The organism is Nocardioides sp. WG-D5, from assembly GCF_054031175.1.
Genome location: NZ_CM132928.1, coordinates 675,074 through 697,173 on the forward strand (window position 1 = coordinate 675,074; position 22,100 = coordinate 697,173).

The window sequence follows — 22,100 nt, forward strand, 5'->3', positions numbered from 1 at the left end:
CGCCTCGTTATGTGATCTCCGTAACACTAGTCGCTACGGTCCATCGATGTCCCGGACAAATTGTCGAACATTCACCCGAGAACGCGCAGGACCATACCTGTCAGACACTCAGTCGCCACGGAGACCCGCCAGCGGCGAGTGGCTCCGGAGGCCGAGGTACGCCAGAATCAGCGCCCAAATGAACTATCCCCGCTCTCCCCAGCACGGGCCCCCGGGGCCCCACCACCAGCCTCCCCGCGACCCGTTGGCCGTGGCCGGCCGGCTGGCCGCCGCCATCTGCTCGATCCTCTTCTGGCTGATCGGCGCGATCGCCCTGATCGCGGCCGTGATCGGCATCTTCCGGACCTTCGGCGGAGGACTGACGTGGCGTTCGGTCGGGATCTGGACCGTCGCCGGCATCGGCTGCTTCGCGTTCTCCTGGATCGTCGCCGCGCTCGGCCGGATCAGTCTCGACGACGAGCCGATCGGGTCCTGGCGCACCGCGCCGTTCGAGCTGGCGCGCATCCTCTACCGGAACAGATGACAACAGGCCGTACGCAGCATCTCGGGTGAGCTGCGTACGGCCTGGTCTCGTGGGGTCTAGACGAGCGCCTTCTCGCCCTCCGCCGCGGGCGGGGTGGTGGCGTGGTCGTCGACCATCGTGGTCTCGTCGAACGGGTCCTGACCAGCCAGGACGCGGTTCAGCTGGGCGTAGTCGACGGTCTTGGTCCAGTGACCGACCAGCACGGTGGCGACCGAGTTGCCGGCGAAGTTGGTCAGCGCACGGGCCTCGGACATGAACCGGTCGATACCGACGATCAGACCCACGCCGTCGACCATCTCCGGACGGTGCGACTGGAGCCCACCGGCCAGGGTGGCGAGGCCAGCACCGGTGACACCGGCGGCACCCTTCGAGGCGATCATCATGAACAGCAACAGGCCGACCTGCTCACCGATGCTCAGCGGGTCACCCATCGCGTCGGCGATGAAGATCGACGCCATCGTCAGGTAGATCGCGGTGCCGTCCAGGTTGAACGAGTAGCCCGTCGGGACGACCACGCCGACGGTCGCCTTCTCGACCCCGGCGTGCTCCATCTTCGCGATCAGGCGCGGGAGGGCGGACTCCGAGGAGCTGGTGGAGAGGATGAGCAGGAACTCGCGGGCGAGGTACTTGAGCAGCTTGAACAGGTTGACCCCGGTGGCCAGCTTCAGCAGCACGCCCAGGATGACGAAGACGAAGATCGCGCAGGTGATGTAGAAGGCGATCATGATCACCGCGAGGCTCTTCAGCGCGTCGACGCCGGTCTCGCCCACGACACCGGCGATGGCACCGAAGGCACCCACCGGGGCGGCCCACATGATCATCGCGAGCACACGGAAGATCAGCTTCTGGATCCAGGTGATGGCGTTGAGGATCGGCTTGCCCGACTCCCCCATCCGCTGCAGCGCGAAGCCGACCAGCAGCGCGACGAGCAGGGTCTGCAGCACGACACCGGAGGTGAGCGAGGCGAAGAGCGAGGTCGGGATGATGCTGAGGAGGAAGTCCGTCGTGCTCGCGTGGCCACCGGCGGCGGCGTCCTGGCCGGCCTGGGACGCGTCCGAGCTGAGCTGGAGGCCGGTGCCCGGGTCGATGATGTTGCCGACGACCACACCGATCGCCAGGGCGACCGTGGACATCACGATGAAGTAGATCAGCGCCAGGCCACCGACCTTGCCGACCTTGGCCGCGTTGGCGACCGAGCCGACGCCGATCACCAGGGTGCAGAAGATGATCGGCTGGATCATCATCTTGATCAGGTTCACGAACGCGGTGCCGATCGGCTTCAGCTCGACCGCGAAGCCGGGCGCGATCAACCCGACCAGGATGCCGAGCACCACCGCGGCGATCACCGCGATGTAGAGATAGTGGGTCCGGTCCTTCGTGGGTGGTGTCCCTGTGGTGGTCGTACTCATCGTTCCTCCTGGTCCGGTATGTGTCCGCGCCCCTCTGGGGCAACCTCGGCAACTCTGCGGCAGAAAGTGACGACCGTCACGGTTGTGTTCGTTGTGTTCGTGGCCGCCATCACATCGGCGCCACCGGGGTGGGTGAGAATGAGGTGGTGCCCCGTGTCCGACCGCTCCGCTCCCGCGCCATCCGCGATCGTCCGGTGGCTCAGCAGGTGCTGCTCCTCCAGTTCGGCACGGTGCTGCTGCTCGTCGTCACCGGCATCCTGATGGCTTCCTACGACGCCCGCCGCGACTCCTACAGCCGAGCCACCCAGCGCGCGGTCGCCGTGGCCCAGACCGTCGCCGACTCCCCCACCGTGCGTACGGCGCTGCGCGGCGATGACCCGACGGCGACCCTCCAGCCCTGGACCGAGGAGGTCCGCCACGACACCGACACCGACTTCGTCGTGGTGATGGACCTGGACCGCACCCGCTACACCCACACCGACCCGGACCAGATCGGCGGGAAGTTCGTGGGCGACCTCGGCGGTGCGCCCAAGGGCGAGGTCTTCACCCAGCAGTACACCGGGACGCTCGGCCCGTCGGTCCGGGCGGTGGTCCCGGTCGAGGACGGCGAGGAGATCGTCGCGCTCGTCTCCGTCGGCATCACGGTCAGCGACATCAACCGCGGCCTCAAGCGCGACGTCGGGATCGTGCTGCTCTGCGGCGGGCTCGTCCTGGTCGCCGGGCTGGCCGGCGCCTGGCTGCTGAGCCGGCGCCTGCACCGGCTGACCCACGGCCTGGGCGAGCACGAGCTGGCCCGGATGTACGAGTACTACTCCGCCGTCCTCCACTCGGTCCGCGAGGGCCTGCTCCTGCTCGACGGCGAGGGACGGGTGCAGCTCGTCAACGACGAGGCGCGCCGGCTGCTGGCGCTGCCCGACGACGTGGTCGGCACCCGCATCGAGGATCTCGACCTGGCACCCGGCCTGGTGGCCGCCGCCCGCGGCCGCACCGCCGAGTCCGACGACCTCTACCTGGCCGGCGAGCGAATCCTCGTCGTCTCCGCGGCACCGGCCCGGTGGGACGGCCGCGACGTCGGCTCCGTGGTGACCCTGCGCGACCACACCGAGCTGCGTTCGGTGACCGGTGAGCTCGACGTCGTACGCCGCCTCACCGAGTCCCTCCGGTCGCAGAACCACGAGGCGGCCAACCGGCTGCACACCGTGGTGTCGCTCATCGAGATGGGCCGATCCTCGGAGGCGGTGGAGTTCGCCACCGAGGAGCTGCAGGTCGCCCAGCTCCTCACCGACCAGGTCGTCGGCGCGGTCGAGGACCCGGTCGTCGCGGCCCTCCTGCTCGGGAAGTCGGCCGAGGCCGCCGAGCAGGGTGTCGACTTCCGTATCGTCGGCGAGCTGCCGCCGGGCACGGGCATCCCGCCCCGCGACCTGGTGACGGTGCTGGGCAACCTGGTCGACAACGCATTCGACGCCGTCTCCGGCCTGGAGTCGCGTCAGGTCGAGGTGCGCCTCACCGGTGACGACCACACCCTCACGGTGCTCGTGGGCGACAGCGGTCCCGGCCTGGACGACGCCGCCTCGGCGCGCGTGCTCGACCGCGGCTGGACGACCAAGGCCGAGCCCGGCACCGGTCGCGGCCTCGGCCTCGCGCTGGTCGTCCAGGTCGCGCGCCGCCACGGCGGCGAGGTCGTCGTGGGCCGCTCGCACCTCGGCGGTGCCGAGTTCACGGTCACCCTTGCGACGGAGTTGGCGGTATGAGCGTGCGGGTCCTGGTCGTCGAGGACGAGGCGCTGGCTGCCGAGGCCCATGCGGCGTACGTCGGGAGGGTCCCGGGCTTCGCCCTCGCCGGGATCGCGCGGTCGGCGCGCGAGACGGTCCGGGCGCTCGACGCGGCCCGCGACGCCGGTGCGCCGGTCGACCTGATCCTGCTCGACATGAACCTGCCCGACGGTCACGGGCTCGGGCTGCTCAACAGGCTGCGTACGGCCGGGCATCTGTGCGACGTGATCGCGGTGACGGCGGCGCGGGACACGAAGGTGGTGCGGCAGGCCGTCGTGCAGGGCGTGGTGCTCTACCTGCTCAAGCCGTTCACGTTCGCGACGTTCCGGGCCAAGCTCGAGCAGTACGCCGACTACCGGGCTCGGCTCGAGGCGGCCCCCGAGGAGGTCGTCCAGGACGAGGTCGACCAGCTGCTGGGGTCGCTGCGCCCCACCGGGAGCACTCCCCTGCCCAAGGGCATGAGCGCGGAGACGCTGCGCGCCGTGACGGCCGCGCTGCGCGAGGCCGAGCGCGACCTGTCCGCGAGCGAGGTCGCCGCAGTGGTCGGGGCGTCGCGCGTGACCGCGCGTCGCTACCTCGAGCATCTTGCCGACAAGGGCCTGGCCGCGCGCGGGGTCCGTTACGGTCCCAGCGGCGGCCGGCCCGAGGTCGGCTACTCCTGGATCTAGACCGGGGTCTTCTCGCCCTCCGGCGCCGCCGGAGGCGGTGGCGCGGCGTGGTCGTCGACCATCGTGGTCTCGTCGAACGGGTCCTGACCAGCCAGAACGCGGTCGAGCTGATCGCGGTCCACGGTCTTGGTCCAGTGACCCACGAGCACGGTGGCGACCGAGTTGCCGGCGAAGTTGGTCAGCGCACGGGCCTCGGACATGAACCGGTCGATACCGACGATGAGACCGACGCCGTCGACCATCTCCGGGCGGTGCGACTGGAGCCCACCGGCGAGGGTGGCGAGGCCGGCACCGGTGACACCGGCGGCGCCCTTGGAGGCGATCATCATGAACAGCAGCAGGCTGATCTGCTCGCCGATGCTCAGCGGGTCGCCCATCGCGTCGGCGATGAAGATAGAGGCCATCGTCAGGTAGATCGCGGTGCCGTCCAGGTTGAACGAGTAGCCGGTCGGGACCACGACACCGACGGTGGCCTGGTCGACTCCGGCGTGCTCCATCTTCGCGATCAGGCGCGGCAGCGCCGACTCGCTCGAGGAGGTCGAGAGGATCAGCAGGAACTCACGCGCCAGGTAGCGCAGGAGCTTGAACAGGTTGACGCCCGTGGCCAGCTTCAGCAGCGCACCGAGCACGACGAACACGAACAGCGCACAGGTGATGTAGAAGGCGATCATGATCACCGCGAGGCTCTTCAGCGCATCGACACCGGTCTCGCCCACGACACCGGCGATGGCACCGAAGGCACCGATCGGGGCCACCCACATGATCATCGCCAGCACGCGGAAGATCAGCTTCTGGGCCCACACGACGACGTTCAGGATCGGCTTGCCCGACTCGCCCATCCGCTGCAGCGCGAACCCGATGAGCAGCGCGACGAGCAGCGTCTGCAGCACCTCGCCGGAGGTCAGAGCCGAGAACAGACTCGTCGGGATGATGCCGAGCAGGAAGTCGGTCGTGCTGGCGTGACCCTCCGCGGCCGCGTCCTGGCCGGCCTTGGAGGACTCCGGGTCGAGCTGGAGGCCGCTGCCCGGGTCGATGATGTTGCCGACGACCACGCCGATCGCCAGGGCGACCGTGGACATCACGATGAAGTAGAGCAGCGCGAGACCGCCGACCCTGCCGACCTTCGCGGCGCTGGCGACCGAGCCGACGCCGATCACCAGCGTGCAGAAGATGATCGGCTGGATCATCATCTTGATCAGATTCACGAACGCGGTGCCGATCGGCTTCAGCTCCACCGCGAACGACGGGGCGATCAACCCGACCAAGATGCCGAGCACCACCGCGGCGATCACCGCGATGTAGAGATAGTGGGTGCGGTCCTTCTTCGGTGACGGTGCGGGACCGGCGGTTGTTCCAGCCATGTTCAGGCTCCTCGAGACGGCGGGGGTGATCTGGCTCACTATCCCGCCTCTGCCCCGGTCGCGGCCAGGCTCCCACGCCCGGGACCCTCGATCGGCAGGCGGCGGGCGGCGCAAAATGGTTAGCGTTCGGCCTCCATCGCCGGGCAGAGTCGACGCCCATGACGAGCAGCGATCTGTGGGACCGTGAGACGGCCGAGCGCTACGACGACCCCGACGACTGGGTCAACTCGCCCGAGGTGACCGGGCCCGTCGCCCGCTTCCTCGCCGAGGTCGCCGACGGCGGCCCGGCGCTCGAGCTCGCCATCGGGACGGGGCGGATCGGCGTACCTCTGCGGGAGCTGGGGGTGCCGGTCACCGGCATCGAGCTCTCCCAGCCGATGGTCGACGTCCTGCGGCGCAAGGTCACCGCGGAGGAGATCCCGGTCGTGGTCGGCGACATGGCCACCGCCGAGGCGCCAGGGGTCGGGACGTACTCGTTGGTCTATCTGGTCTTCAACACGATCGGGAACCTGCGTACGCAGGACGAGCAGGTCGCCTGCTTCGCCAACGCCGCTCGGCACCTGGCTCCCGGCGGCCGCTTCCTGGTCGAGGTCGGGGTGCCGGGGCTGCGGCGGCTTCCCCCGGGGAGCCCGGCGATCCCGTTCGACGTCTCGTCCGGTCACCTGGGGTTCGACACCTACGACCTGGTCACCCAGCAGGCGATCTCACATCACTACACCCGCGAGGCCGACGGTCGCTTCCGCTATGGACAGCACAACTTCCGCTTCGTCTGGCCCTCCGAGCTCGACCTGATGGCCAGGCTGGCCGGGATGACCCCGGTGGCCAGATACGCCGGCTGGGACGGCTCCGAGTTCACCAGCGAGTCCACCAGTCACGTGTCGCTCTGGCGCAAGCCCGAGTAGCACTGGAACTCCCAGGCGAGCCGGATCGCCTCGCGGACGGCTTCGCCGGCCGCGCGGTCGAGGTACGCCTCGATCTTGTGATGCGCCTCGAGCCTCGGCGGGCGTCATGCTCCCGGAGCGTACGCCGCCTGCCACCGCTCCGCGGCGACCTTCGCCGCCTCGCCGATGAGCCCGGCGAGCTCGGGGCGGTCGGGCACCGGGAACGAGGTGTACGCGCCTCGGCCGCCGTCGACCGGGCGTCCGTACGCCTTGGCGGCGAGCCGGCCGTCAGGCAGCAGGCGGACGTTGAGGGTGGTGAGCAGGAAGGTCACCTCTCGGCGGGTGTCGGTCCACTGAAGCTCCTCGGGGATGGCGACGTTGATCGCCAGGGCACTCACATCGACCTCATGACTCACAGGCCAACCCTACGATCTCCCCGGAGGCGTCGGGGTCAGGTGAGGCGCAGCGCCATCTTCGACTCGGTGCGCGGGTCGCCCTCGGGGAAGGGCTGGACGTCGCCGGTGAGCTCGAAGCCGATCCGCTCGTAGAGGCGACGGCCGGACTCGTTGCCGTCGACGACCCACAGCGTCAGGACGGTGGCACCGTCGCGGCGGGCCCAGTCGGCGACACCGTGGACGAGCGCCTCGGCGAGGCCGTGGCCACGGGCATCGGGAGCCAGCCACATCGAGATCATGTGGTGCTCGTCGTCCTGGATGATCCCGGCCGCGAGCCCGGACGGCTTGTCGCCGACCCAGGCGATCACGGCGGCGCCGGACGCCGCCCACAACCGCCAGCGCTCGTCGGGCCAGGTGGCAACCTCCTCGTAGGAGTCCCAGTAGGCCTCAGGAGTGTCCTGCAGAGCCGCCAGGCGCACCTGCTTGAGCGCCGACCACTCATCCTCGACCACGACACGCACCTCCGCGGTCGGGACCACCTTCGCAGGGGTCCCGGCGCCGGGCAGCGAGCTCGGCCTTCTCGGGGCGCTCATGCGGCCACCTCCTCAGCGCTAGCGCAGTAATACGGACGCGGCGGCCTGAGGCCTGTTGTCGCTCGCTGACGCTCGCTCATGAGGTCACGCCAGGTCGAGACCGGGGTACAGCGGGAACTTCGCGAGCAGCTCCGCCGCGGCGGCCTTCGTGTTGTCGGCGACGCCGTCCTCGATGGCGTAGGACGCCTTGGACGGACCACCGGCCTTGGTGGTGCCGGGGGTCGTCTTGGAGAGCACGTCGACGATGAGCTCGGCGACACGGTCGAACTCGTCGGCGCCGAAGCCGCGGGTGGTCAGGGCCGGGGTGCCGAGGCGGATGCCAGAGGTGTACCAGGCGCCGTTCGGGTCGGCCGGGACCGAGTTGCGGTTGGTGACCACGCCGGAGTCGAGCAGCGCCGACTCGGCCTGACGGCCGGTGAGGCCGAAGCTGGTCACGTCCAGCAGGACGAGGTGGTTGTCGGTGCCGCCGGTGACGAGCTTGGCGCCACGCTTGAGGAAGCCCTCGGCGAGCGACTTGGCGTTGTCGGCGACCTGCTGGGCGTAGGTCTGGAAGCTCTCCTGCTTCGCCTCGGCGAAGGCCACGGCCTTCGCGGCCATGACGTGGCTCAGCGGGCCGCCGAGGACCATCGGGCAGCCGCGGTCGACGCTCGGGGCGTACTCCTCGGTGGCCAGGATGAAGCCGCCGCGCGGGCCGCGCAGCGACTTGTGGGAGGTGCTCGTGACGACGTGGGCGTAGGGAACCGGGTTCTCCTCGCCCTGGAACACCTTGCCGGCGACGAGGCCGGCGAAGTGGGCCATGTCGACCATCAGGGTGGCGCCGACCTCGTCGGCGATCTCGCGCATCTTGGCGAAGTTCACCCGGCGCGGGTAGGCGGAGTAGCCGGCCACGATGATCAGTGGCTGGAACTCCTTCGCCTTGGCGCGCAGCGAGTCGTAGTCGAGCAGCCCGGTCTCCGGGTCGGTGCCGTACTGGTTCTGGTGGAACATCTTGCCGGAGATGTTGGGGCGGAAGCCGTGGGTGAGGTGGCCGCCGGCGTCCAGCGACATGCCCAGCAGGCGCTGGTTGCCGAGCTCGGCACGCAGCGTCTCCCAGTCGGCCTCGGAGAGCTCGTTCATGTTCTTGACGGCCATCTTCTCCAGCCACGGGCCCTCGACCCGGTGGGCGAGGATGGCCCAGTAGGCCGTCAGGTTGGCGTCGATGCCGGAGTGCGGCTGCACGTAGGCGTACTCGGCACCGAAGAGCTCCTTGGCGTGCTCGGCGGCGATCTGCTCGACGGTGTCGACGTTCTGGCAACCCGCGTAGAAGCGGTGGCCGACGGTGCCCTCGGCGTACTTGTCGGAGAACCAGGTGCCCATCGTCATCAGCGTGGCGGGGCTCGCGTAGTTCTCGCTCGCGATCAGCTTGAGGCTGGCTCGCTGGTCGGCGAGCTCCTGCTTGGTCGCCTCGGCGATGCGGGGCTCCACGGAGGCGATGACCTCGAGGGCTTGGTTGTAGGCAGAACTCGTCAAGGCGGACAGATCGCTCATGGATCACAGCCTAGTCAGCCGCGCGGACGAGAGCAGCATCGTGGTCGCCCGGTGGGTTGCGTACGTCCCCTATCACCGCTCGCGGGAATGGGACGCCACTCAACGGGGTTAAGAGACCGTGACCAGATGGTGACCTCGGCCACATCGCCCGCCTGAACGAGCGGGAACGTCCCACATAACGGACCAATGTCTCATATATCGGGATTCCAGATTGCGTGGAGCCCGTCCGCTCCCTGAGACTCCTTGACATGGTCACTGCTGCAACACATGCGCACCTCGTGGTTCGACGCCACGTGGACTATTGCCGCATCCGCAGCTCGATCTGTTGGCGCCACTGACGCCCAGCGCTCCGCATCCCACCGCGTCGAGCCGCTGGCCCGCCGCCCGACAGACATCCCGGGCGCCCGCCGCGAGCACGTCCCTGCTCCGCCGTGCGTCCACGACCGACGCAAAGGTTTCTCTGACATGAGCGACAACCGGTTTCAGGCCAAGCGCGCCACCCGGACCGAGATCCCCCGGCCCAAGAAGGGCGAGGGTCAGTGGGCCCTCGGCTACACCGAGCCGCTGAACAAGAACGAGGAGTCGAAGAAGAACGACGACCCGCTCAACGTTCGCGACCGGATCCTCTACACCTACTCCAAGCGCGGGTTCGACTCGATCGACCCGGCCGACATGCGCGGCCGCTTCCGCTGGTTCGGTCTCTACACCCAGCGCAAGCCCGGGATCGACGGCGGCAAGACCGCGATCCTCGAGGAAGAGGAGCTCGACGACCGCTACTTCATGATGCGGGTCCGCTCCGACGGCAAGCTGCTGTCCTCCGCCGCGGTGCGCACCCTGGGTCAGATCGGCGTCGACTTCGCCCGGGACACCGCCGACATCACCGACCGCGAGAACATCCAGTACCACTGGATCGAGATCGAGAACGTCCCGGAGATCTGGTCGCGCCTCGAGGAGGTCGGCCTGCACTCGACCGAGGCGTGCGGTGACTCGCCGCGTCCGTTCCTCGGCTCGCCGGTCGCCGGCGTCGCCGCCGACGAGATCATCGACGGCACCTCGGCGCTGCGAGAGATCGAGTCGCGCTACCTGGGCGACCCCGCCTTCTCGAACTTCCCGCGCAAGTTCAAGACCGCGCTGACCGGCCACCCCTCCCACGACGTGGCGCCGGAGATCAACGACATCGCCTTCGTCGGCACCGTCCACCCCGAGCACGGGCCCGGCTTCGACGTCTGGGTCGGCGGCGGTCTGTCCACCAACCCGCGCCTGGCCGAGAAGCTCGGCGTGTGGGTGCCGCTCGAGGAGGTCGCGGACGTGTGGGCCGGCGTCGCCGGCATCTTCCGCGACTACGGCTACCGCCGGCTGCGCTCGCGGGCGCGGCTGAAGTTCCTCGTCGCCGACTGGGGCAAGGAGAAGTTCCGCGAGGTCCTCGAGAACGAGTACCTCGACCGCGAGCTGATCTCCAACCCCTCCCCCGAGTCGCCGCTGGGCCACCGCGACCACGTCGGCATCCACGACCAGAAGGACGGCAAGAAGTACGTCGGGCTGGCCCCGATCGCCGGCCGCATCTCCGGCACCCACCTGGTCGAGCTCGCCGGCGTCATGGAGAAGTTCGCCGTCGAGGGCGCCCGGCTCACGCCGTACCAGAAGATCGTGCTCATCGGCGTCGACCCCGAGGTCGTCGAGGACCTGGTCACCGACCTGGACGCCATCGGCTTCTCTGCCCGGCCCTCCAACTGGCGGCAGAACACGATGGCCTGCACCGGCATCGAGTTCTGCAAGCTCGCGATCGTGGACACCAAGGACCGCGCCCGTGACCTGATCGCCTCGCTCGAGTCCCGCTTCCCCGAGCTCGACGCCTCGATCACCGTCAACGTCAACGGCTGCCCCAACGCCTGCGCCCGCACCCAGGTCGCCGACATCGGCCTCAAGGGCCAGCTGGTCCTCGACGACCAGGGCAACCAGGTCGAGGGCTTCCAGGTGCACCTGGGCGGCGCGACCGGTCTCACCGCCAACTTCGGGCGCAAGCTGCGGGCCCACAAGGTCACCTCGGCCGGGCTCGACGACTACATCTCCGCGCTGGTGGTCAACTACCTGGCCGACCGGACCGAGGGCGAGACGTTCTCGGCCTGGACCGCACGCGCCGACGAGGTGCTGCTGCGCGGCGAGAAGACCCTCACGGAGGTGCCCGCATGAGCGAGCGCGCCGGCACCCCGTTCCACTGCCCGTTCTGCGGGGAGACCGACCTGTGGCCGCACGAGGCGACGCACGGGTCCTGGGAGTGCCGCGCCTGCCTGCGGGCCTTCCAGCTGAAGTCGTTGGGACAGATCTCTCGGACCGTCACGAAGGAGGCGCAAGCATGAGCGTCAGCACAGCAGCCGCCCGGGCCAACCGCGCGGTCGACACCGAGGGACGTACGCCCGAGGAGCTGCGCGAGATCGTCTCCCACTGGGGAGCCGAGCTCGAGCTCGCCCCGGCCGAGACGATCATCGAGTGGGCCGCCGCCACCTTCGGCGAGCGGTTCGCGATCACGTCCTCGATGGGTGACGCGGTCCTCGCACACCTCGCCTCCAAGGTCGTGCCCGGGATCGACGTGGTCTTCCTCGACACCGGCTACCACTTCATCGAGACGATCGGCACCCGCGACGCGGTCGCGGCGACGATGCCGGTCAACCTGTTGACGATCACCCCTGTGCAGAGCGTCGCGGAGCAGGACGCGGAGTACGGCAAGGACCTCTACCGGACCGACCCCGACCTGTGCTGCGCACTGCGCAAGGTCAAGCCCCTGGCCGACTCGCTCGCCTCCTACGACGCCTGGGCCACCGGCCTGCGCCGCGCGGAGACGAAGAACCGGGTCATCGCCCCGGTCATCGGCTGGGACGCCAAGCGCCAGAAGGTCAAGGTCTCGCCGATGGCGCGATGGTCCGACGAGCAGGTCGAGCGATACATCGAGGACAACGGAGTGCTCGTGAACCCGCTCGTCTATGACGGGTATCCCTCGATCGGCTGCGCGCCGTGCACCCGCCGGGTCGCTCCCGGCGAGGACCCGCGCAGCGGGCGATGGGCCGGCACCGGCAAGACCGAGTGCGGCATCCACGCCTGACCGGCCGCGCCGCCCGAAGGGCGCGAACAGACACAGACTTTCCGACGTTCCCCGCAACACCCGAAGGATGAAGACAATGGCAGCTCCCGCTCTGGTAGCCCTGGCTCACGGCAGCCGCGATCCGCAGTCCGCCGCGACCATCAACGCCCTCGTGGCCGAGGTACGCGCCCTGCGCCCCGACCTCCGCATCGAAGCCGCCTTCCTCGACCACTCCCGGCCGCGTTTCCAGGCCGTCATCGACAAGCTGGTCAAGGCCGGCCACGACGAGATCGTCGTCGTGCCGCTGCTGCTGACCGAGGCGTTCCACGCCCGCGTCGACGTACCCTCGGTCATCGCCGAGGCCACCGCCCGCCACTCCGGCCTGCGGATCCACACCAGCGCCATCCTCGGTCTCGAGAGCGTCTTCCTGCAGGTGCTCGACGAGCGCCTGCGGGAGTCGCTGAAGGCCGCCCGGGTGCGCGAGCTCGACGCCCTCGTCCTGGCCGCCGCCGGCTCCTCGGACTCGCTGGCCAACCAGTCCGTGGCCCGGCTGGCCCGGATCTGGGGTGCCCACCACAAGCTGCCGGTCGTAGCTGCGTACGCCTCGGCCGCTCCGCCCGCGACCGGCGAGGCCGTCCGCGCCTTCCGCGCCGAGGGCCGCCGCCACATCGCCGTCGGCATGCTCTTCCTGGCTCCCGGGCAGCTGCCCGACCGGGCCAAGGAGCTCGCCCTCGAGGCCGGCGCCGTCGCGGTCAGCGACCCGATGGGCGCCCACCCCGAGGTGGCCCGCACCATCCTGGCCCGCTACGCCGTCGGCGCCGTGGAGCTCGTCCCCGTCTGATCCGCCACCGCTGGTCGAGCCGCGAGCGCCAGCGAGCGTGTCGAGACCAACACGGTCCTCTCGGCGCTCGATAGGAACTGTGTTGGTCTCGACACGCCTCCGCCCAGCGGCTCCGGCGGCTCGACCAGCGGGTCGGTGGTCAGGCGATCTGGTGGGCGAAGATGCGGTCGAGCTCGGCGGCGGCGTCGGTGGTCACGCCGCCGTGGACGGGTCCGGGCTGCAGGACGGTGCTCTTCGGGGCCTTGAGGAGGCCGAAGCGGGCCGACTCGTTGTCGGAGAGGGCCCGGTTTCCGTACGCCGTGGCCCGGATGCCCGCGCCGAAGCCGGCGTGGGCCGCGCCGGCGCAGATCAGGTCGACCGACTCCAGAGCCGCCCGGACCAGGGAGAGGTCGAGACGCGGGGCGAAGGTGGCGAGGCGCTGCTCGTCGAGCGTCCAGCGGGCGGCGAGGAACTTCTGCTCGGGGCAGTAGAGGACGACTCCGACGTTGAGGAACTCCTCACGCTCGGGCCGGGGTACGCAGCGGAGCACGACGTACTGGTAGGCGTCCATCACGCCCCCTGGGCGGGCTCGGCCGCGGGCAGCCAGGGCCGCCCGCCGTCGAGGCGGGCACGCAGGAACGCGACGTAGCGCTCGCGCAGCGACTCCGGGGTGTCGTAGCCGGGGACGGGCTCGAGCCACTCGTCGGGTACGTCGGCGAGCACCTTCTCCAGCACCGCGTCGTCGAGGCGAGCGGCGAGGTCGTCGTTCTGGGCGAGCGCCTCGGCACCGAAGGCGCGCAGGATGTGCTCCGAGGTGTCGAAGGGCTGCGCCGCGTAGCGCGCCGGGTCGCCGCCCCCGCCGGGCCAGACGTGGTGGAAGTAGAGGGAGGCGCCGTGATCGATGACGTAGAGCGCGCCGTTCCAGAGCAGCATGTTGGGGTTGCGCCAGGAGCGGTCGACGTTGGCGATCAGCGCATCCATCCACAGGATCCGCCCCGCCAGCGCCGGCTCGGGCGCGTAGGCGGCGTCGTAGCCGAACGCACCCGCCAGGAAGTCGATGCCGAGGTTGAGGCCGGCGCTCACGTTGAGGAGGTCCTGGACCTCCTCGTCGGCCTCGTAGCGCGCGATCTCGGGATCGAGGTCGAGCACGACCTGTTCCGGGGTCGGGATGTCGAGCGCTCGGCACAGGCCGGTGACGATCACCTCCGCGACCAGCACCCGAAGCCCCTGCCCGGCGCCACGGAACTTGCAGACATAGGTGCCGAGGTCGTCGGCCTCCACGATCCCGGGCAGGCTGCCGCCCTCCCGGAGCGGGGTGACGTACCGCGTCACCCGCACCGTCTCCAAAGTCACGAGATGGTGTCCTCTTCCAGTCGTCTCTTCTCCTCGGCGATGTCGAAGCTGGGCGCGGGCCAGTCGAGATCGAGCCGGTCCAGGGTCTCCAGGAGCAGCTCGCCGATGGCCAGGTTGCGATACCACTTCTTGTCGCTCGGCACGAGGTACCACGGAGCGTACTCGGTGTTGGTGCGCTCCAGCGCAATCTCGTACGCCTCCTGGTAGCTGTCCCACAGCTGGCGCTCGTCGACGTCGCCGGGGCTGTACTTCCAGTGCTTCGTCGGGTCCTCGAGCCGCGCCAGCAGCCGCTTCTTCTGCTCCTTCGGCGAGATGTGCAGCATGCACTTGAGGATGACGGTGCCGTCGTCGGCCAGCCGCTGCTCGAAGTCGTTGATCGCGGCGTAGCGCCGCTCGATCTCCTCCGGGGCGGCGAGACCGCGGACACGTCCGATCAGCACGTCCTCGTAGTGGGAGCGGTCGAAGACACCGAGGTAGCCGGGCCCTGGCACCGCCTTCTCGATGCGCCACAGGAAGTCCTGGGCCCGTTCCTCCTCGGTCGGCGCCTTGAAGCTGGTGATCTTCACGCCGACCGGGTCGACCAGCCCGACGGTGTGTTTCAGCACCCCACCCTTGCCGGAGGTGTCCATCCCCTGCAGGACGAGCAGCACCCGCTTCGGGGTGTCGCTCTCCCGGGAGGCGAACAGCTTGGTCTGCAGCTCGATCAGCGTCGGGCCGAGCTCGGCGAGCACCTGCTTGCCGGTCTCCTTGTCGGCGCCGACGCCGGGCGCGGAGTTGGTGTCGTACTTCCGCAGGTCCACCGGTCCGGCCGGCAGCCGCAGCTCGTCGAGAAGGCTCATGCCCTGACGATAGGCCCGCGACGGGGGCGAGCGGAGCGGCTCACCCGAGTACGCGCCGAAGATCCAGCGAGCAGCCGACCATCGTGGTCGTCGAGCCGTCGGGTTGCGGCTCGTCGAACCAGGTGCCCTGCTCGAAGCCCACCTTGTCGAGCATCCGCAAGGAGGCGGCGTTGCGGTGGTCGGGGGCGGCGAAGCAGGCCGTCGCTCCGGGATAGCGGCGCGGGATCGAGGTGAGCCAGACCCAGGCCATCCGCGGCCCGATGCCACGGCCGACGAAGGCCGGCTCCCCGATCGCGTAGTCGAAGCCGATCGCGTCCGGGTCGGGCGTGAGCAGGGCGTAGTCGGGCTCGTCGCTGATCCGGTAGTCCTGGCAGAAGCCGACCGAGCGACCGTTGACCTCGATCACCCAGAAGGTCACCGGTGTCTTGCCGTCGATGTCGGGCCCGTAGTTCTCGGCCACCCACTCGGGCGTGGGCTCACCGTCGACGGAGTACCAGCGGTGCACGTGCTCCGCGTTGAGCCAGCGGACCAGGTGCGGGAGGTCGCCGCGGGTCATCGGCCGCAGCGCCACCACCGGCATCGGGTCGGAGGAGAACTCCTTCACCTCGCCCGAGAGGTCCACCGCGTACGCAGGCCGCCCGGCGATCCTCGTCGCCGCCGATGCCCAGCTCTCCCCCGGGCGCGTCACGCCACCGAGACGCTGTGTCCCGGTGTGGACGGCGACCGGTGTGAACATGACCTCAGGCTAACGCCGAGGGGTCAGTGGGCCTTGCCGCCACGACGGTCGACGAGCGGCGGCTGGGAGGACCACGGGAAGTCGATCCAGCGGTCGGTCTTCTTGTAGACGTAGTCGGCGTTGATCACCGTCCACGGCTTCTCGAAGATCACCGCGGTGCGGGCCTCGGCGACATGGCCCTCGCAGAAGTCGTGCACGATCTCCAGGGTCTTGCCGGTGTCGGCGACGTCGTCGGCGATGAGCACCTTCATGCCGGTCAGGTCGACCGCGGCCGGAGTGGGCGGCAGCATGATCGGGACGTCGAGACGCTCGTTGACGCCGGTGTAGAACTCCACGTTGACGGCGGACAGGTTCTTCACGTCGAGGGCGTAGCCCAGGCCCATCCCGAGGGCCAGGCCACCGCGGGCGATGGAGAGCACGATGTCGGGCTCGTAGCCGCTGTCGACGACCTTCTGGGCGATCTCGCGCACCGCGGTGCCGAAGAGTTCGTAGGTCAGGATCTCGCGCTCTTGCTGCTCACTCACAGATCGGATTCTGACACGAGACCACCAGGGTCATCTTCATCGGCAAGGGCGAGCTCCTCGCGGACGATGCCGTAGGCCACACCGGCGCCGTATCCCTTGCGGGCGAGCATCCCGACCAGGCGGCGGGTCTTGGTCTGGTCGTCGAAGCGCTCGAGCGAGCGCAGCTTGCGCCGGACCATCCGCCGGCCGGCCTCACGCTCGTCGTCCGGGTCGATCTCGTCGAGCGCCTCACGGGCGACATCGTCGTCGATCCCCTTGCGGCGGAGCTCCTGGGCGAGGGCTCGGCGCGCCAGACCCTTTCCGGGCTGTCGGCTGGCGATCCAGGCCTTGGCGAAGGCCTCGTCGTCGATCAGGCCGACCTCTTCGAAGCGGTCCAGCAGCCGTGTCGCGAGGGCGGCCGGGACCTCCTTCTTCTCGAGCTTGTCGGCGAGCTCCTTGCGGCTGCGCGCCTGGCCCGTCAGGGCGTCGAGGAGGATCTTGCGGGCGATCGCCTCGTGGTCGGGCTCGGGATCGTTCTTGGGGTCCGCGGGGTCCGCGGGGTCCGCAGGGCGGCTCTGGCGTCGGCGGGACCGTGTTGGTGATCTCGACAGGCTCGATCCAGCGCCCGACGGGTCGTCCGACGGAGTGGGGTCGACCTTGCCTGCCCAGGCCTCGACACCGAGGGAGACGTCCCCCAGCCAGTCGGGCGCGGGTCGCTCGTCCACCCAGGGATCCTGGGTGGACGAGCGGTCACGCTTGGACGAAGCCACGGATCAAAGGGACCTAGAAGTCCTCGACACCGGCAGGCTCGGCCGCGGGCGCGGCCTCTGCCTCGACGGTCGGAACGACACCGAGCTTCTCCAGGATCCGCTTCTCCAGCTCGTTGGCCAGGTCGGGGTTGTCCTTGAGGAAGTTGCGGGAGTTCTCCTTGCCCTGGCCGAGCTGGTCACCCTCGTAGGTGTACCAAGCGCCGGCCTTGCGGACCAGGCCCGCCTCGACACCGACGTCGATCAGGCCGCCCTCGCGGGAGATGCCCTTCCCGTACATGATGTCGAACTCGGCCTGCTTGAACGGCGGAGCCACCTTGTTCTTCACGACCTTGACGCGGGTGCGGTTGCCGACCATGTCGGTGCCGTCCTTGAGCGTCTCGATCCGGCGCACGTCGAGTCGCACCGAGGAGTAGAACTTCAGCGCGCGACCACCGGTCGTGGTCTCGGGCGAGCCGAACATCACGCCGATCTTCTCGCGCAGCTGGTTGATGAAGATCGCCGTCGTGCCGGAGTTGTTCAGGGCCGAGGTCATCTTCCGCAGCGCCTGGCTCATCAGTCGCGCCTGCAGACCGACGTGGCTGTCGCCCATCTCGCCCTCGATCTCGGCCCGCGGCACCAGCGCCGCGACGGAGTCGATGACGATCAGGTCGAGCGCGCCCGAGCGGATCAGCATGTCGGCGATCTCCAGGGCCTGCTCACCCGAGTCGGGCTGGGAGACCAGCAGGGCGTCGGTGTCGACGCCGAGGTTCTTCGCGTATTCCGGGTCGAGGGCGTGCTCGGCGTCGATGAAGGCCACGATGCCGCCGGCGCGCTGGGCGCTTGCGACCGAGTGGAGGGCCACCGTCGTCTTACCCGACGACTCCGGACCGTAGATCTCCACGACCCGGCCGCGAGGCAGACCACCCAGGCCCAGCGCCACGTCGAGCGCGATCGAGCCGGTCGGGATCACCTCGAGGGGCGCCCGGGTCTCGTCGCCCAGTCGCATGACCGAGCCCTTGCCGAACTGCCTTTCGATGTTGGCGAGAGCGGCATCCAATGCCTTCTCGCGATCACCTGCCGCCATGTTCTTTCCTTCCTGAGGAGCAGATTTCTTGCCCCTGCCTGCCGCTTGTCCACGTGTCTTCGTCGTCATCAAGGCAGACGCTAGACGGGACCACCGACAGTTTCTGAACGGGACCCTCCGGCACGGTGTTTCACGACCCCTCGCAAAGCACGAACCACGCTCCACCTACCACCCACACTAGCCCGAACAAGCGTTCGATGTGAACACCTGTTCGGGCGTGTCGGGGTCGCCGGACCCTCAGTGGCCCTGCATCTCCATCTGCTCGGCGGGGGCCGGGTCGGCGCCGAGCTCGTCGGCGATGGAGACCGAGAGGCCGCCGAGCATGAAGGCGAAGATGGCCGCCGCGAGGGCGCCGCTCGAGAACGCCGGGATGTAGCGGCGGAAGCCCTGCCGGACCGGGGCCGCCCCGTGGTACTCGTGGGTCAGCGCATGCCCCTTCCCCCGCTGCAGCAGGTAACGGTTGACCGGGAACGCGGCCACGAAGGCGACCGTGAGCGCGATCATCATCCCGACCCAGAACACGACGTTGACCAGTCCGGCCTCCATGGCCCCCGGGATGAGCGCCATGACCAGGTTGTCGACCAGCTCCATGGTCGCGATCGAGAGCGTGTCGGCCGCGAGCACGACGCTGAGCGCCGTGCCGAGGGCCAGGCCCGACTTGAGCAGCGGGAGGGTCGAGAGGGCGTAGCCGAAGAGGAACGCGAGGCCGACGGCCAGGACGATCGTCCAGCCCGTGCTGAGCCCGATCGCGGTGCCGATCATCAGACCGGCGATCTCGCCGATCGCGCACCCGGTGAGGCAGTGCAGCGTCGCGCTGGCGGCCATCGCGTTGATGCCGCTCCCGCCATGGGCGCCGTGGGCGCCGTGCCCGGAATGGTCAGGGGCCGAGTGCCCGGAGTGGTCTCCGTGACCCTCATGACCTTCGTGGCCCTCGTGCATCGAGTGCTCATGTCCGGCGTGCACGTGCTCGTCATGCGACTTCATGTCGCTCCCTTGCTCGATCGTTCGTCTGCCTACGGAGCAATTCATACCCCATGGGGGTATGTACCCGCAAGCGATATCCGCCCGCACGCCCGCTTTGTCCAACCGCACACGAGTCCTTAGGGTGTGCGGTGTGTGGACGGCAGCACGACGACAGCGGGCGACCCGGCCGGCCGTACGCGCCGGTCTGCTGGCGGCGGTCCTGGTCACGGTTGCCGGCCTGCTGGGCATGCATGCGCTGAGTCTGCACGGCACCCGCACCGACGGTGAGCATGCCGCGCTGCGCCTGCCCGCCGCCCACGTGGAGCACACGCACGCCCTCGAGCACGCCGACCACGGAGCCGCCGGCCACGCCGGACAGCCGGGCGGCGAGGAGCACACGTCGATGGTGCTGTGCGCGGCGTTCCTGCTCGCTGCCGGGGTGCTGCTCCTGAGCGGGCTGTGGCGGCGTACGCCTGCCTGGTGGTTCTCCCCGGCGCGCGGACGGTCCCGCGCGACCGGGCCCGCGCCCTTCGTCACCCGTGCGGCGACCGGGCCGCCGCCGGAATGGGCGTTCTCCGTCATCAGGTGCTGAGCGGCACTGATCCACCCGCGACCCGGCGAATCCCGAGGTCCGCAGGTGGGTCGGCGAGCCCCGCAAACAGCACATGACAAGGAGAAAACAACAGATGCGTACGCAACGTCCCCTCATCCGCGCGACCTGGGCCGCGGCCGGCCTGGCCGTGCTCCTGACCCTGTCCGGCTGCGGCGGCAGCGAGGAGGCCAAGGCTCCGCAGGAGCTCTCGGAGACCGAGCACAACAAGGCCGACGTCGCCTTCGCGACCGACATGATCCAGCATCACGCCCAGGCGATGGCGATGGTCGACCTCACCATGGACCGCACGCTCGACCCCGAGGTCCAGGAGCTGGCCGACGCGATCCGGGCCGCCCAGAGCCCCGAGATCGAGACCATGTCCTCCTGGCTCCAGGAGTGGGGCGAGGAGGTGCCCTCGACGATGCGCGACCACGTCAACGGAGGCCACGAGGGCCACGGCGACGAGGACAGCAGCATGTCCGACTCGATGGAGGGCATGGACACCGACATGCCCGGGATGATGTCGGCCGAGGACATGGACTCCCTGGAGAACGCCTCCGACGCCGAGTTCCAGGACATGTGGCTCGAGATGATGATCGAGCACCACGAGGGTGCGGTCGAGATGTCCGAGACCGAGCAGGGCGAGGGTCGGTTCAAGCCTGCCGTCGACCTGGCCGGCACCATCATCGAGAACCAGTCGACCGAGATCGACACGATGGAGAAGATCCTCGGCTGAGGTCCTGACAGCGGGCGGGGCCTGCCCATGCGGCAGGCCCTGCCCCTCGCGGGTCAGGCCGACCGACGAGCCACGTACGCAGCCCCGAACAGCACCCCGACCAGCAGGATCGTGCCGAGCGCCAGTGCCGGATATCCGGCCACGTCCACGACGACGCCCGAGACCGCCCCGGCGGCCGCCGCCGCGACGCCCATGATCAGGTCGGCGCTGCCCTGGACGTCGGCGCGGACCTCGAGCGGAGTGTGGTCGGCGACGGAGGTGGCGGCCGCGATCGTGGCCAGCGACCAGCCGAGACCGAGCAGGAAGAGCCCCACGAAGATCCGCCCCGAGCTCCCCTGCGGCGCCACGGCGCACAGGACCAGGGCCACCAGGAGCACCCCGCCGCCGAGCGCCATCACGTCGGCCCGGCCGACGCGGTCGGCGAGCCAGCCGGCGACCGGAGCGAAGGCGAACATGCCCAGGACGTGCCCGCTGATCACCAGCCCGATGATCTCGAGCCCGGCGCCGCCGTGCTCCATGTGGAGCGGGGTCATCACCATCACCGCCACCATCGTGGCGTGCGCCGCGGCCTGTCCGGCCACCGCAGCCGCGAGCGCGGGGCGCTCCCGGATCACGGCCAGCGCCCGGCGCCAGCTGGTGGTCTCGACAGGATCGGCGACCGGTGAGGACTCGGCGACCGGTGCGGCCTCGCGGGCGACGAGCAGCGGGTCAGGGCGCAGGAAGACCCCGACCACGAGCGCGGCCGCCAGCATCCCGATCGACCCGACCGCGAACGGCCCGGTGAGCACCGGGATCCCGACGGCGTCGGAGAAGACCTCGGCGACACCGGTCAGGTTGGGGCCGATCACCGCTCCGAACGTGGTCGCCCAGACCACGACCGAGAGCGCCCGGGCCCGGCTCGTCGCAGGTGCCAGGTCGGTGGCCGCGTAGCGCGCTCCGTTGTTCGCCGCGGTGGTCGCGCCGAGGAGGAGCGCGCCGACCAGCAGCAGCGTCATCGAGCCGACCACGCCGGCCAGGACCGCCAGCAGTCCGCCGGTCGCCCCGAGCAGGTAGCCCGCCAACAGCCCGAAGCGGCGTCCGCGAGCGTCCATCACCCGCCCCAGGACGTACGCAGCCACCGCCGCGCCGAGCACCTGGGTCGTCTGCGAGAGGCCCGCCATCGACTCCGAGCCGGAGAGGTCGCGCGCCAGCAGGGACGCGGTCGCGATGCCGATGGTGATTCCCATCGCGCCGACCGCCTGGGTGGCGACCAGGGTGAGGATGGTGCGCTTCTGGACCGCGGCCACCGAGGCCGGTACGACCAGGGTCACCGCTCACGCGCCGGCAGCTCCAGGGCCTTCCAGACGGCGGCCCAGACCTCCTTCGGCGGGACCCCGTCGTCGAGTGCCTCCTGGGCGGTGCGGCCGCCCAGCTCACCCATCACGAACTGGCGTGCCCACGCTCGCGAGTAGCCCTCGCCGAGCGCGTCGTCCATCCGCGACCAGAACTCCGTGTGTCTCATCGCCCCGAATGCTACTCAG

Annotated in this window: 25 protein-coding genes; 10 read left to right on the forward strand and 15 right to left on the reverse strand. The window is 69.8% G+C overall.

The annotated features are described in order from the left end of the window. Positions 1–178: 178 nt before the first annotated feature. Entirely contained in the window at positions 179–523 is a 345-nt protein-coding gene (locus tag ACWZJV_RS03330) for a hypothetical protein (RefSeq protein WP_457180219.1), read from the forward strand. Between the two features lie 56 nt (positions 524–579). On the opposite strand, the gene ACWZJV_RS03335 is transcribed toward ACWZJV_RS03330, so the two are convergent. Beyond that, positions 580–1,932 (reverse strand): cation:dicarboxylate symporter family transporter, encoded by a 1,353-nt coding sequence (locus tag ACWZJV_RS03335; protein WP_457180220.1) that lies wholly within the window; start codon positions 1,930–1,932, stop codon positions 580–582. A gap of 146 nt (positions 1,933–2,078) precedes the next feature. Here ACWZJV_RS03335 and ACWZJV_RS03340 point away from each other — a divergent pair, with 146 nt between their 5' ends. After that, positions 2,079–3,683: a sensor histidine kinase gene (locus ACWZJV_RS03340; protein WP_457180221.1), complete on the forward strand. Its 1,605-nt coding sequence runs from the start codon at positions 2,079–2,081 to the stop codon at positions 3,681–3,683. After that, positions 3,680–4,372 carry a response regulator gene (locus tag ACWZJV_RS03345; RefSeq protein ID WP_008357223.1) on the forward strand — a complete coding sequence of 231 codons (693 nt, stop codon included), beginning with the start codon at positions 3,680–3,682 and terminating at the stop codon, positions 4,370–4,372. The genes ACWZJV_RS03340 and ACWZJV_RS03345 overlap by 4 nt, the downstream gene beginning before the upstream one ends. On the opposite strand, the gene ACWZJV_RS03350 is transcribed toward ACWZJV_RS03345, so the two are convergent. After that, a complete protein-coding gene (locus ACWZJV_RS03350; protein WP_457180222.1) occupies positions 4,369–5,733 on the reverse strand; it encodes a cation:dicarboxylate symporter family transporter in 1,365 nt (454 codons plus the stop codon). The genes ACWZJV_RS03345 and ACWZJV_RS03350 overlap by 4 nt on opposite strands. A gap of 158 nt (positions 5,734–5,891) precedes the next feature. On the opposite strand from ACWZJV_RS03350, the gene ACWZJV_RS03355 reads away from it, so the two are divergent. Beyond that, positions 5,892–6,635 (forward strand): class I SAM-dependent DNA methyltransferase, encoded by a 744-nt coding sequence (locus ACWZJV_RS03355; protein ID WP_457180223.1) that lies wholly within the window; start codon positions 5,892–5,894, stop codon positions 6,633–6,635. A 104-nt stretch (positions 6,636–6,739) separates the two neighbouring features. On the opposite strand, the gene ACWZJV_RS03360 is transcribed toward ACWZJV_RS03355, so the two are convergent. The 3 genes from ACWZJV_RS03360 to ACWZJV_RS03370 all read right to left on the reverse strand — a co-directional run bounded on the left by ACWZJV_RS03360 (position 6,740) and on the right by ACWZJV_RS03370 (position 9,129). Then, positions 6,740–7,030: a hypothetical protein gene (locus ACWZJV_RS03360; protein WP_457180224.1), complete on the reverse strand. Its 291-nt coding sequence runs from the start codon at positions 7,028–7,030 to the stop codon at positions 6,740–6,742. 35 nt (positions 7,031–7,065) lie between these two features. Beyond that, positions 7,066–7,602: a GNAT family N-acetyltransferase gene (locus ACWZJV_RS03365; protein ID WP_457180225.1), complete on the reverse strand. Its 537-nt coding sequence runs from the start codon at positions 7,600–7,602 to the stop codon at positions 7,066–7,068. Between the two features lie 84 nt (positions 7,603–7,686). Then, positions 7,687–9,129 carry a glycine hydroxymethyltransferase gene (locus ACWZJV_RS03370; RefSeq protein WP_457180226.1) on the reverse strand — a complete coding sequence of 481 codons (1,443 nt, stop codon included), beginning with the start codon at positions 9,127–9,129 and terminating at the stop codon, positions 7,687–7,689. A gap of 465 nt (positions 9,130–9,594) precedes the next feature. On the opposite strand from ACWZJV_RS03370, the gene ACWZJV_RS03375 reads away from it, so the two are divergent. The 4 genes from ACWZJV_RS03375 (at position 9,595) to ACWZJV_RS03390 (ending at position 13,046) form a co-directional block, all read left to right on the forward strand. Further along, on the forward strand, positions 9,595–11,319 hold the full coding sequence (locus ACWZJV_RS03375; protein WP_196873718.1) for a nitrite/sulfite reductase: 1,725 nt from the start codon (positions 9,595–9,597) through the stop codon (positions 11,317–11,319). Then, positions 11,316–11,486, forward strand: coding sequence for a hypothetical protein (locus ACWZJV_RS03380; protein ID WP_008357238.1), 171 nt, complete (start codon positions 11,316–11,318; stop codon positions 11,484–11,486). The genes ACWZJV_RS03375 and ACWZJV_RS03380 overlap by 4 nt, the downstream gene beginning before the upstream one ends. Beyond that, complete coding sequence (locus ACWZJV_RS03385; RefSeq protein ID WP_008357240.1) at positions 11,483–12,226, forward strand: phosphoadenylyl-sulfate reductase; 744 nt, start codon at positions 11,483–11,485, stop codon at positions 12,224–12,226. The genes ACWZJV_RS03380 and ACWZJV_RS03385 overlap by 4 nt, the downstream gene beginning before the upstream one ends. Positions 12,227–12,302: 76 nt before the next feature. Further along, positions 12,303–13,046 carry a sirohydrochlorin chelatase gene (locus ACWZJV_RS03390; RefSeq protein WP_008357242.1) on the forward strand — a complete coding sequence of 248 codons (744 nt, stop codon included), beginning with the start codon at positions 12,303–12,305 and terminating at the stop codon, positions 13,044–13,046. A 139-nt stretch (positions 13,047–13,185) separates the two neighbouring features. Here ACWZJV_RS03390 and ACWZJV_RS03395 read toward each other — a convergent pair whose 3' ends face one another. The 8 genes from ACWZJV_RS03395 to ACWZJV_RS03430 all read right to left on the reverse strand — a co-directional run bounded on the left by ACWZJV_RS03395 (position 13,186) and on the right by ACWZJV_RS03430 (position 19,273). Next, complete coding sequence (locus ACWZJV_RS03395) at positions 13,186–13,596, reverse strand: DUF3037 domain-containing protein (RefSeq protein WP_457180227.1); 411 nt, start codon at positions 13,594–13,596, stop codon at positions 13,186–13,188. Beyond that, on the reverse strand, positions 13,596–14,378 hold the full coding sequence (locus ACWZJV_RS03400; RefSeq protein WP_457180228.1) for a HipA family kinase: 783 nt from the start codon (positions 14,376–14,378) through the stop codon (positions 13,596–13,598). Before ACWZJV_RS03400 ends, ACWZJV_RS03395 begins: the two co-directional genes overlap by 1 nt. After that, positions 14,375–15,217, reverse strand: coding sequence for a PPK2 family polyphosphate kinase (locus ACWZJV_RS03405; RefSeq protein ID WP_008357247.1), 843 nt, complete (start codon positions 15,215–15,217; stop codon positions 14,375–14,377). Before ACWZJV_RS03405 ends, ACWZJV_RS03400 begins: the two co-directional genes overlap by 4 nt. A 40-nt stretch (positions 15,218–15,257) precedes the next feature. Further along, the gene (locus ACWZJV_RS03410; RefSeq protein WP_457180229.1) at positions 15,258–15,953 is read right to left on the reverse strand and encodes a GNAT family N-acetyltransferase; all 696 of its coding nucleotides are present in this window, start codon (positions 15,951–15,953) and stop codon (positions 15,258–15,260) included. Positions 15,954–15,976: 23 nt separating this feature from the next. Then, a complete protein-coding gene (locus tag ACWZJV_RS03415) occupies positions 15,977–16,477 on the reverse strand; it encodes a phosphoribosyltransferase (RefSeq protein ID WP_008357251.1) in 501 nt (166 codons plus the stop codon). Then, the gene (locus ACWZJV_RS03420; protein WP_457180230.1) at positions 16,474–17,181 is read right to left on the reverse strand and encodes a regulatory protein RecX; all 708 of its coding nucleotides are present in this window, start codon (positions 17,179–17,181) and stop codon (positions 16,474–16,476) included. Before ACWZJV_RS03420 ends, ACWZJV_RS03415 begins: the two co-directional genes overlap by 4 nt. 58 nt (positions 17,182–17,239) lie before the next feature. Continuing rightward, positions 17,240–18,289: a recombinase RecA gene (gene recA / locus ACWZJV_RS03425; protein WP_008357256.1), complete on the reverse strand. Its 1,050-nt coding sequence runs from the start codon at positions 18,287–18,289 to the stop codon at positions 17,240–17,242. 237 nt (positions 18,290–18,526) lie between these two features. Further along, complete coding sequence (locus ACWZJV_RS03430; protein WP_457180231.1) at positions 18,527–19,273, reverse strand: DUF4396 domain-containing protein; 747 nt, start codon at positions 19,271–19,273, stop codon at positions 18,527–18,529. A gap of 130 nt (positions 19,274–19,403) precedes the next feature. Between ACWZJV_RS03430 and ACWZJV_RS03435 the strand changes: the two genes are divergently transcribed. Beyond that, positions 19,404–19,844, forward strand: a complete 441-nt coding sequence (locus ACWZJV_RS03435) for a DUF6153 family protein (protein WP_457180232.1) — start codon at positions 19,404–19,406, stop codon at positions 19,842–19,844. Between the two features lie 94 nt (positions 19,845–19,938). Beyond that, positions 19,939–20,580: a DUF305 domain-containing protein gene (locus ACWZJV_RS03440; protein WP_196873715.1), complete on the forward strand. Its 642-nt coding sequence runs from the start codon at positions 19,939–19,941 to the stop codon at positions 20,578–20,580. A gap of 53 nt (positions 20,581–20,633) precedes the next feature. On the opposite strand, the gene ACWZJV_RS03445 is transcribed toward ACWZJV_RS03440, so the two are convergent. Continuing rightward, on the reverse strand, positions 20,634–21,890 hold the full coding sequence (locus ACWZJV_RS03445) for an MFS transporter (protein ID WP_457180233.1): 1,257 nt from the start codon (positions 21,888–21,890) through the stop codon (positions 20,634–20,636). After that, positions 21,887–22,081 carry a DUF3046 domain-containing protein gene (locus tag ACWZJV_RS03450; protein ID WP_008357264.1) on the reverse strand — a complete coding sequence of 65 codons (195 nt, stop codon included), beginning with the start codon at positions 22,079–22,081 and terminating at the stop codon, positions 21,887–21,889. Before ACWZJV_RS03450 ends, ACWZJV_RS03445 begins: the two co-directional genes overlap by 4 nt. Positions 22,082–22,100 lie beyond the last annotated feature (19 nt).

Excerpts from the sequence above, each read along its gene's own strand:
- ACWZJV_RS03330 (WP_457180219.1), top strand. The coding sequence starts at position 179 with ATGAACTATCCCCGCTCTCCCCAGCACGGGCCCCCGGGGCCCCACCAC.
- ACWZJV_RS03335 (WP_457180220.1), bottom strand. The coding sequence starts at position 1,932 with ATGAGTACGACCACCACAGGGACACCACCCACGAAGGACCGGACCCAC.
- ACWZJV_RS03345 (WP_008357223.1), top strand. The coding sequence starts at position 3,680 with ATGAGCGTGCGGGTCCTGGTCGTCGAGGACGAGGCGCTGGCTGCCGAG.
- ACWZJV_RS03350 (WP_457180222.1), bottom strand. The coding sequence starts at position 5,733 with ATGGCTGGAACAACCGCCGGTCCCGCACCGTCACCGAAGAAGGACCGC.
- ACWZJV_RS03355 (WP_457180223.1), top strand. The coding sequence starts at position 5,892 with ATGACGAGCAGCGATCTGTGGGACCGTGAGACGGCCGAGCGCTACGAC.
- ACWZJV_RS03365 (WP_457180225.1), bottom strand. The coding sequence starts at position 7,602 with ATGAGCGCCCCGAGAAGGCCGAGCTCGCTGCCCGGCGCCGGGACCCCT.
- ACWZJV_RS03370 (WP_457180226.1), bottom strand. The coding sequence starts at position 9,129 with ATGAGCGATCTGTCCGCCTTGACGAGTTCTGCCTACAACCAAGCCCTC.
- ACWZJV_RS03375 (WP_196873718.1), top strand. The coding sequence starts at position 9,595 with ATGAGCGACAACCGGTTTCAGGCCAAGCGCGCCACCCGGACCGAGATC.
- ACWZJV_RS03380 (WP_008357238.1), top strand. The coding sequence starts at position 11,316 with ATGAGCGAGCGCGCCGGCACCCCGTTCCACTGCCCGTTCTGCGGGGAG.
- ACWZJV_RS03385 (WP_008357240.1), top strand. The coding sequence starts at position 11,483 with ATGAGCGTCAGCACAGCAGCCGCCCGGGCCAACCGCGCGGTCGACACC.
- ACWZJV_RS03390 (WP_008357242.1), top strand. The coding sequence starts at position 12,303 with ATGGCAGCTCCCGCTCTGGTAGCCCTGGCTCACGGCAGCCGCGATCCG.
- ACWZJV_RS03395 (WP_457180227.1), bottom strand. The coding sequence starts at position 13,596 with ATGGACGCCTACCAGTACGTCGTGCTCCGCTGCGTACCCCGGCCCGAG.
- ACWZJV_RS03405 (WP_008357247.1), bottom strand. The coding sequence starts at position 15,217 with ATGAGCCTTCTCGACGAGCTGCGGCTGCCGGCCGGACCGGTGGACCTG.
- ACWZJV_RS03410 (WP_457180229.1), bottom strand. The coding sequence starts at position 15,953 with ATGTTCACACCGGTCGCCGTCCACACCGGGACACAGCGTCTCGGTGGC.
- recA (WP_008357256.1), bottom strand. The coding sequence starts at position 18,289 with ATGGCGGCAGGTGATCGCGAGAAGGCATTGGATGCCGCTCTCGCCAAC.
- ACWZJV_RS03430 (WP_457180231.1), bottom strand. The coding sequence starts at position 19,273 with ATGAAGTCGCATGACGAGCACGTGCACGCCGGACATGAGCACTCGATG.
- ACWZJV_RS03440 (WP_196873715.1), top strand. The coding sequence starts at position 19,939 with ATGCGTACGCAACGTCCCCTCATCCGCGCGACCTGGGCCGCGGCCGGC.
- ACWZJV_RS03450 (WP_008357264.1), bottom strand. The coding sequence starts at position 22,081 with ATGAGACACACGGAGTTCTGGTCGCGGATGGACGACGCGCTCGGCGAG.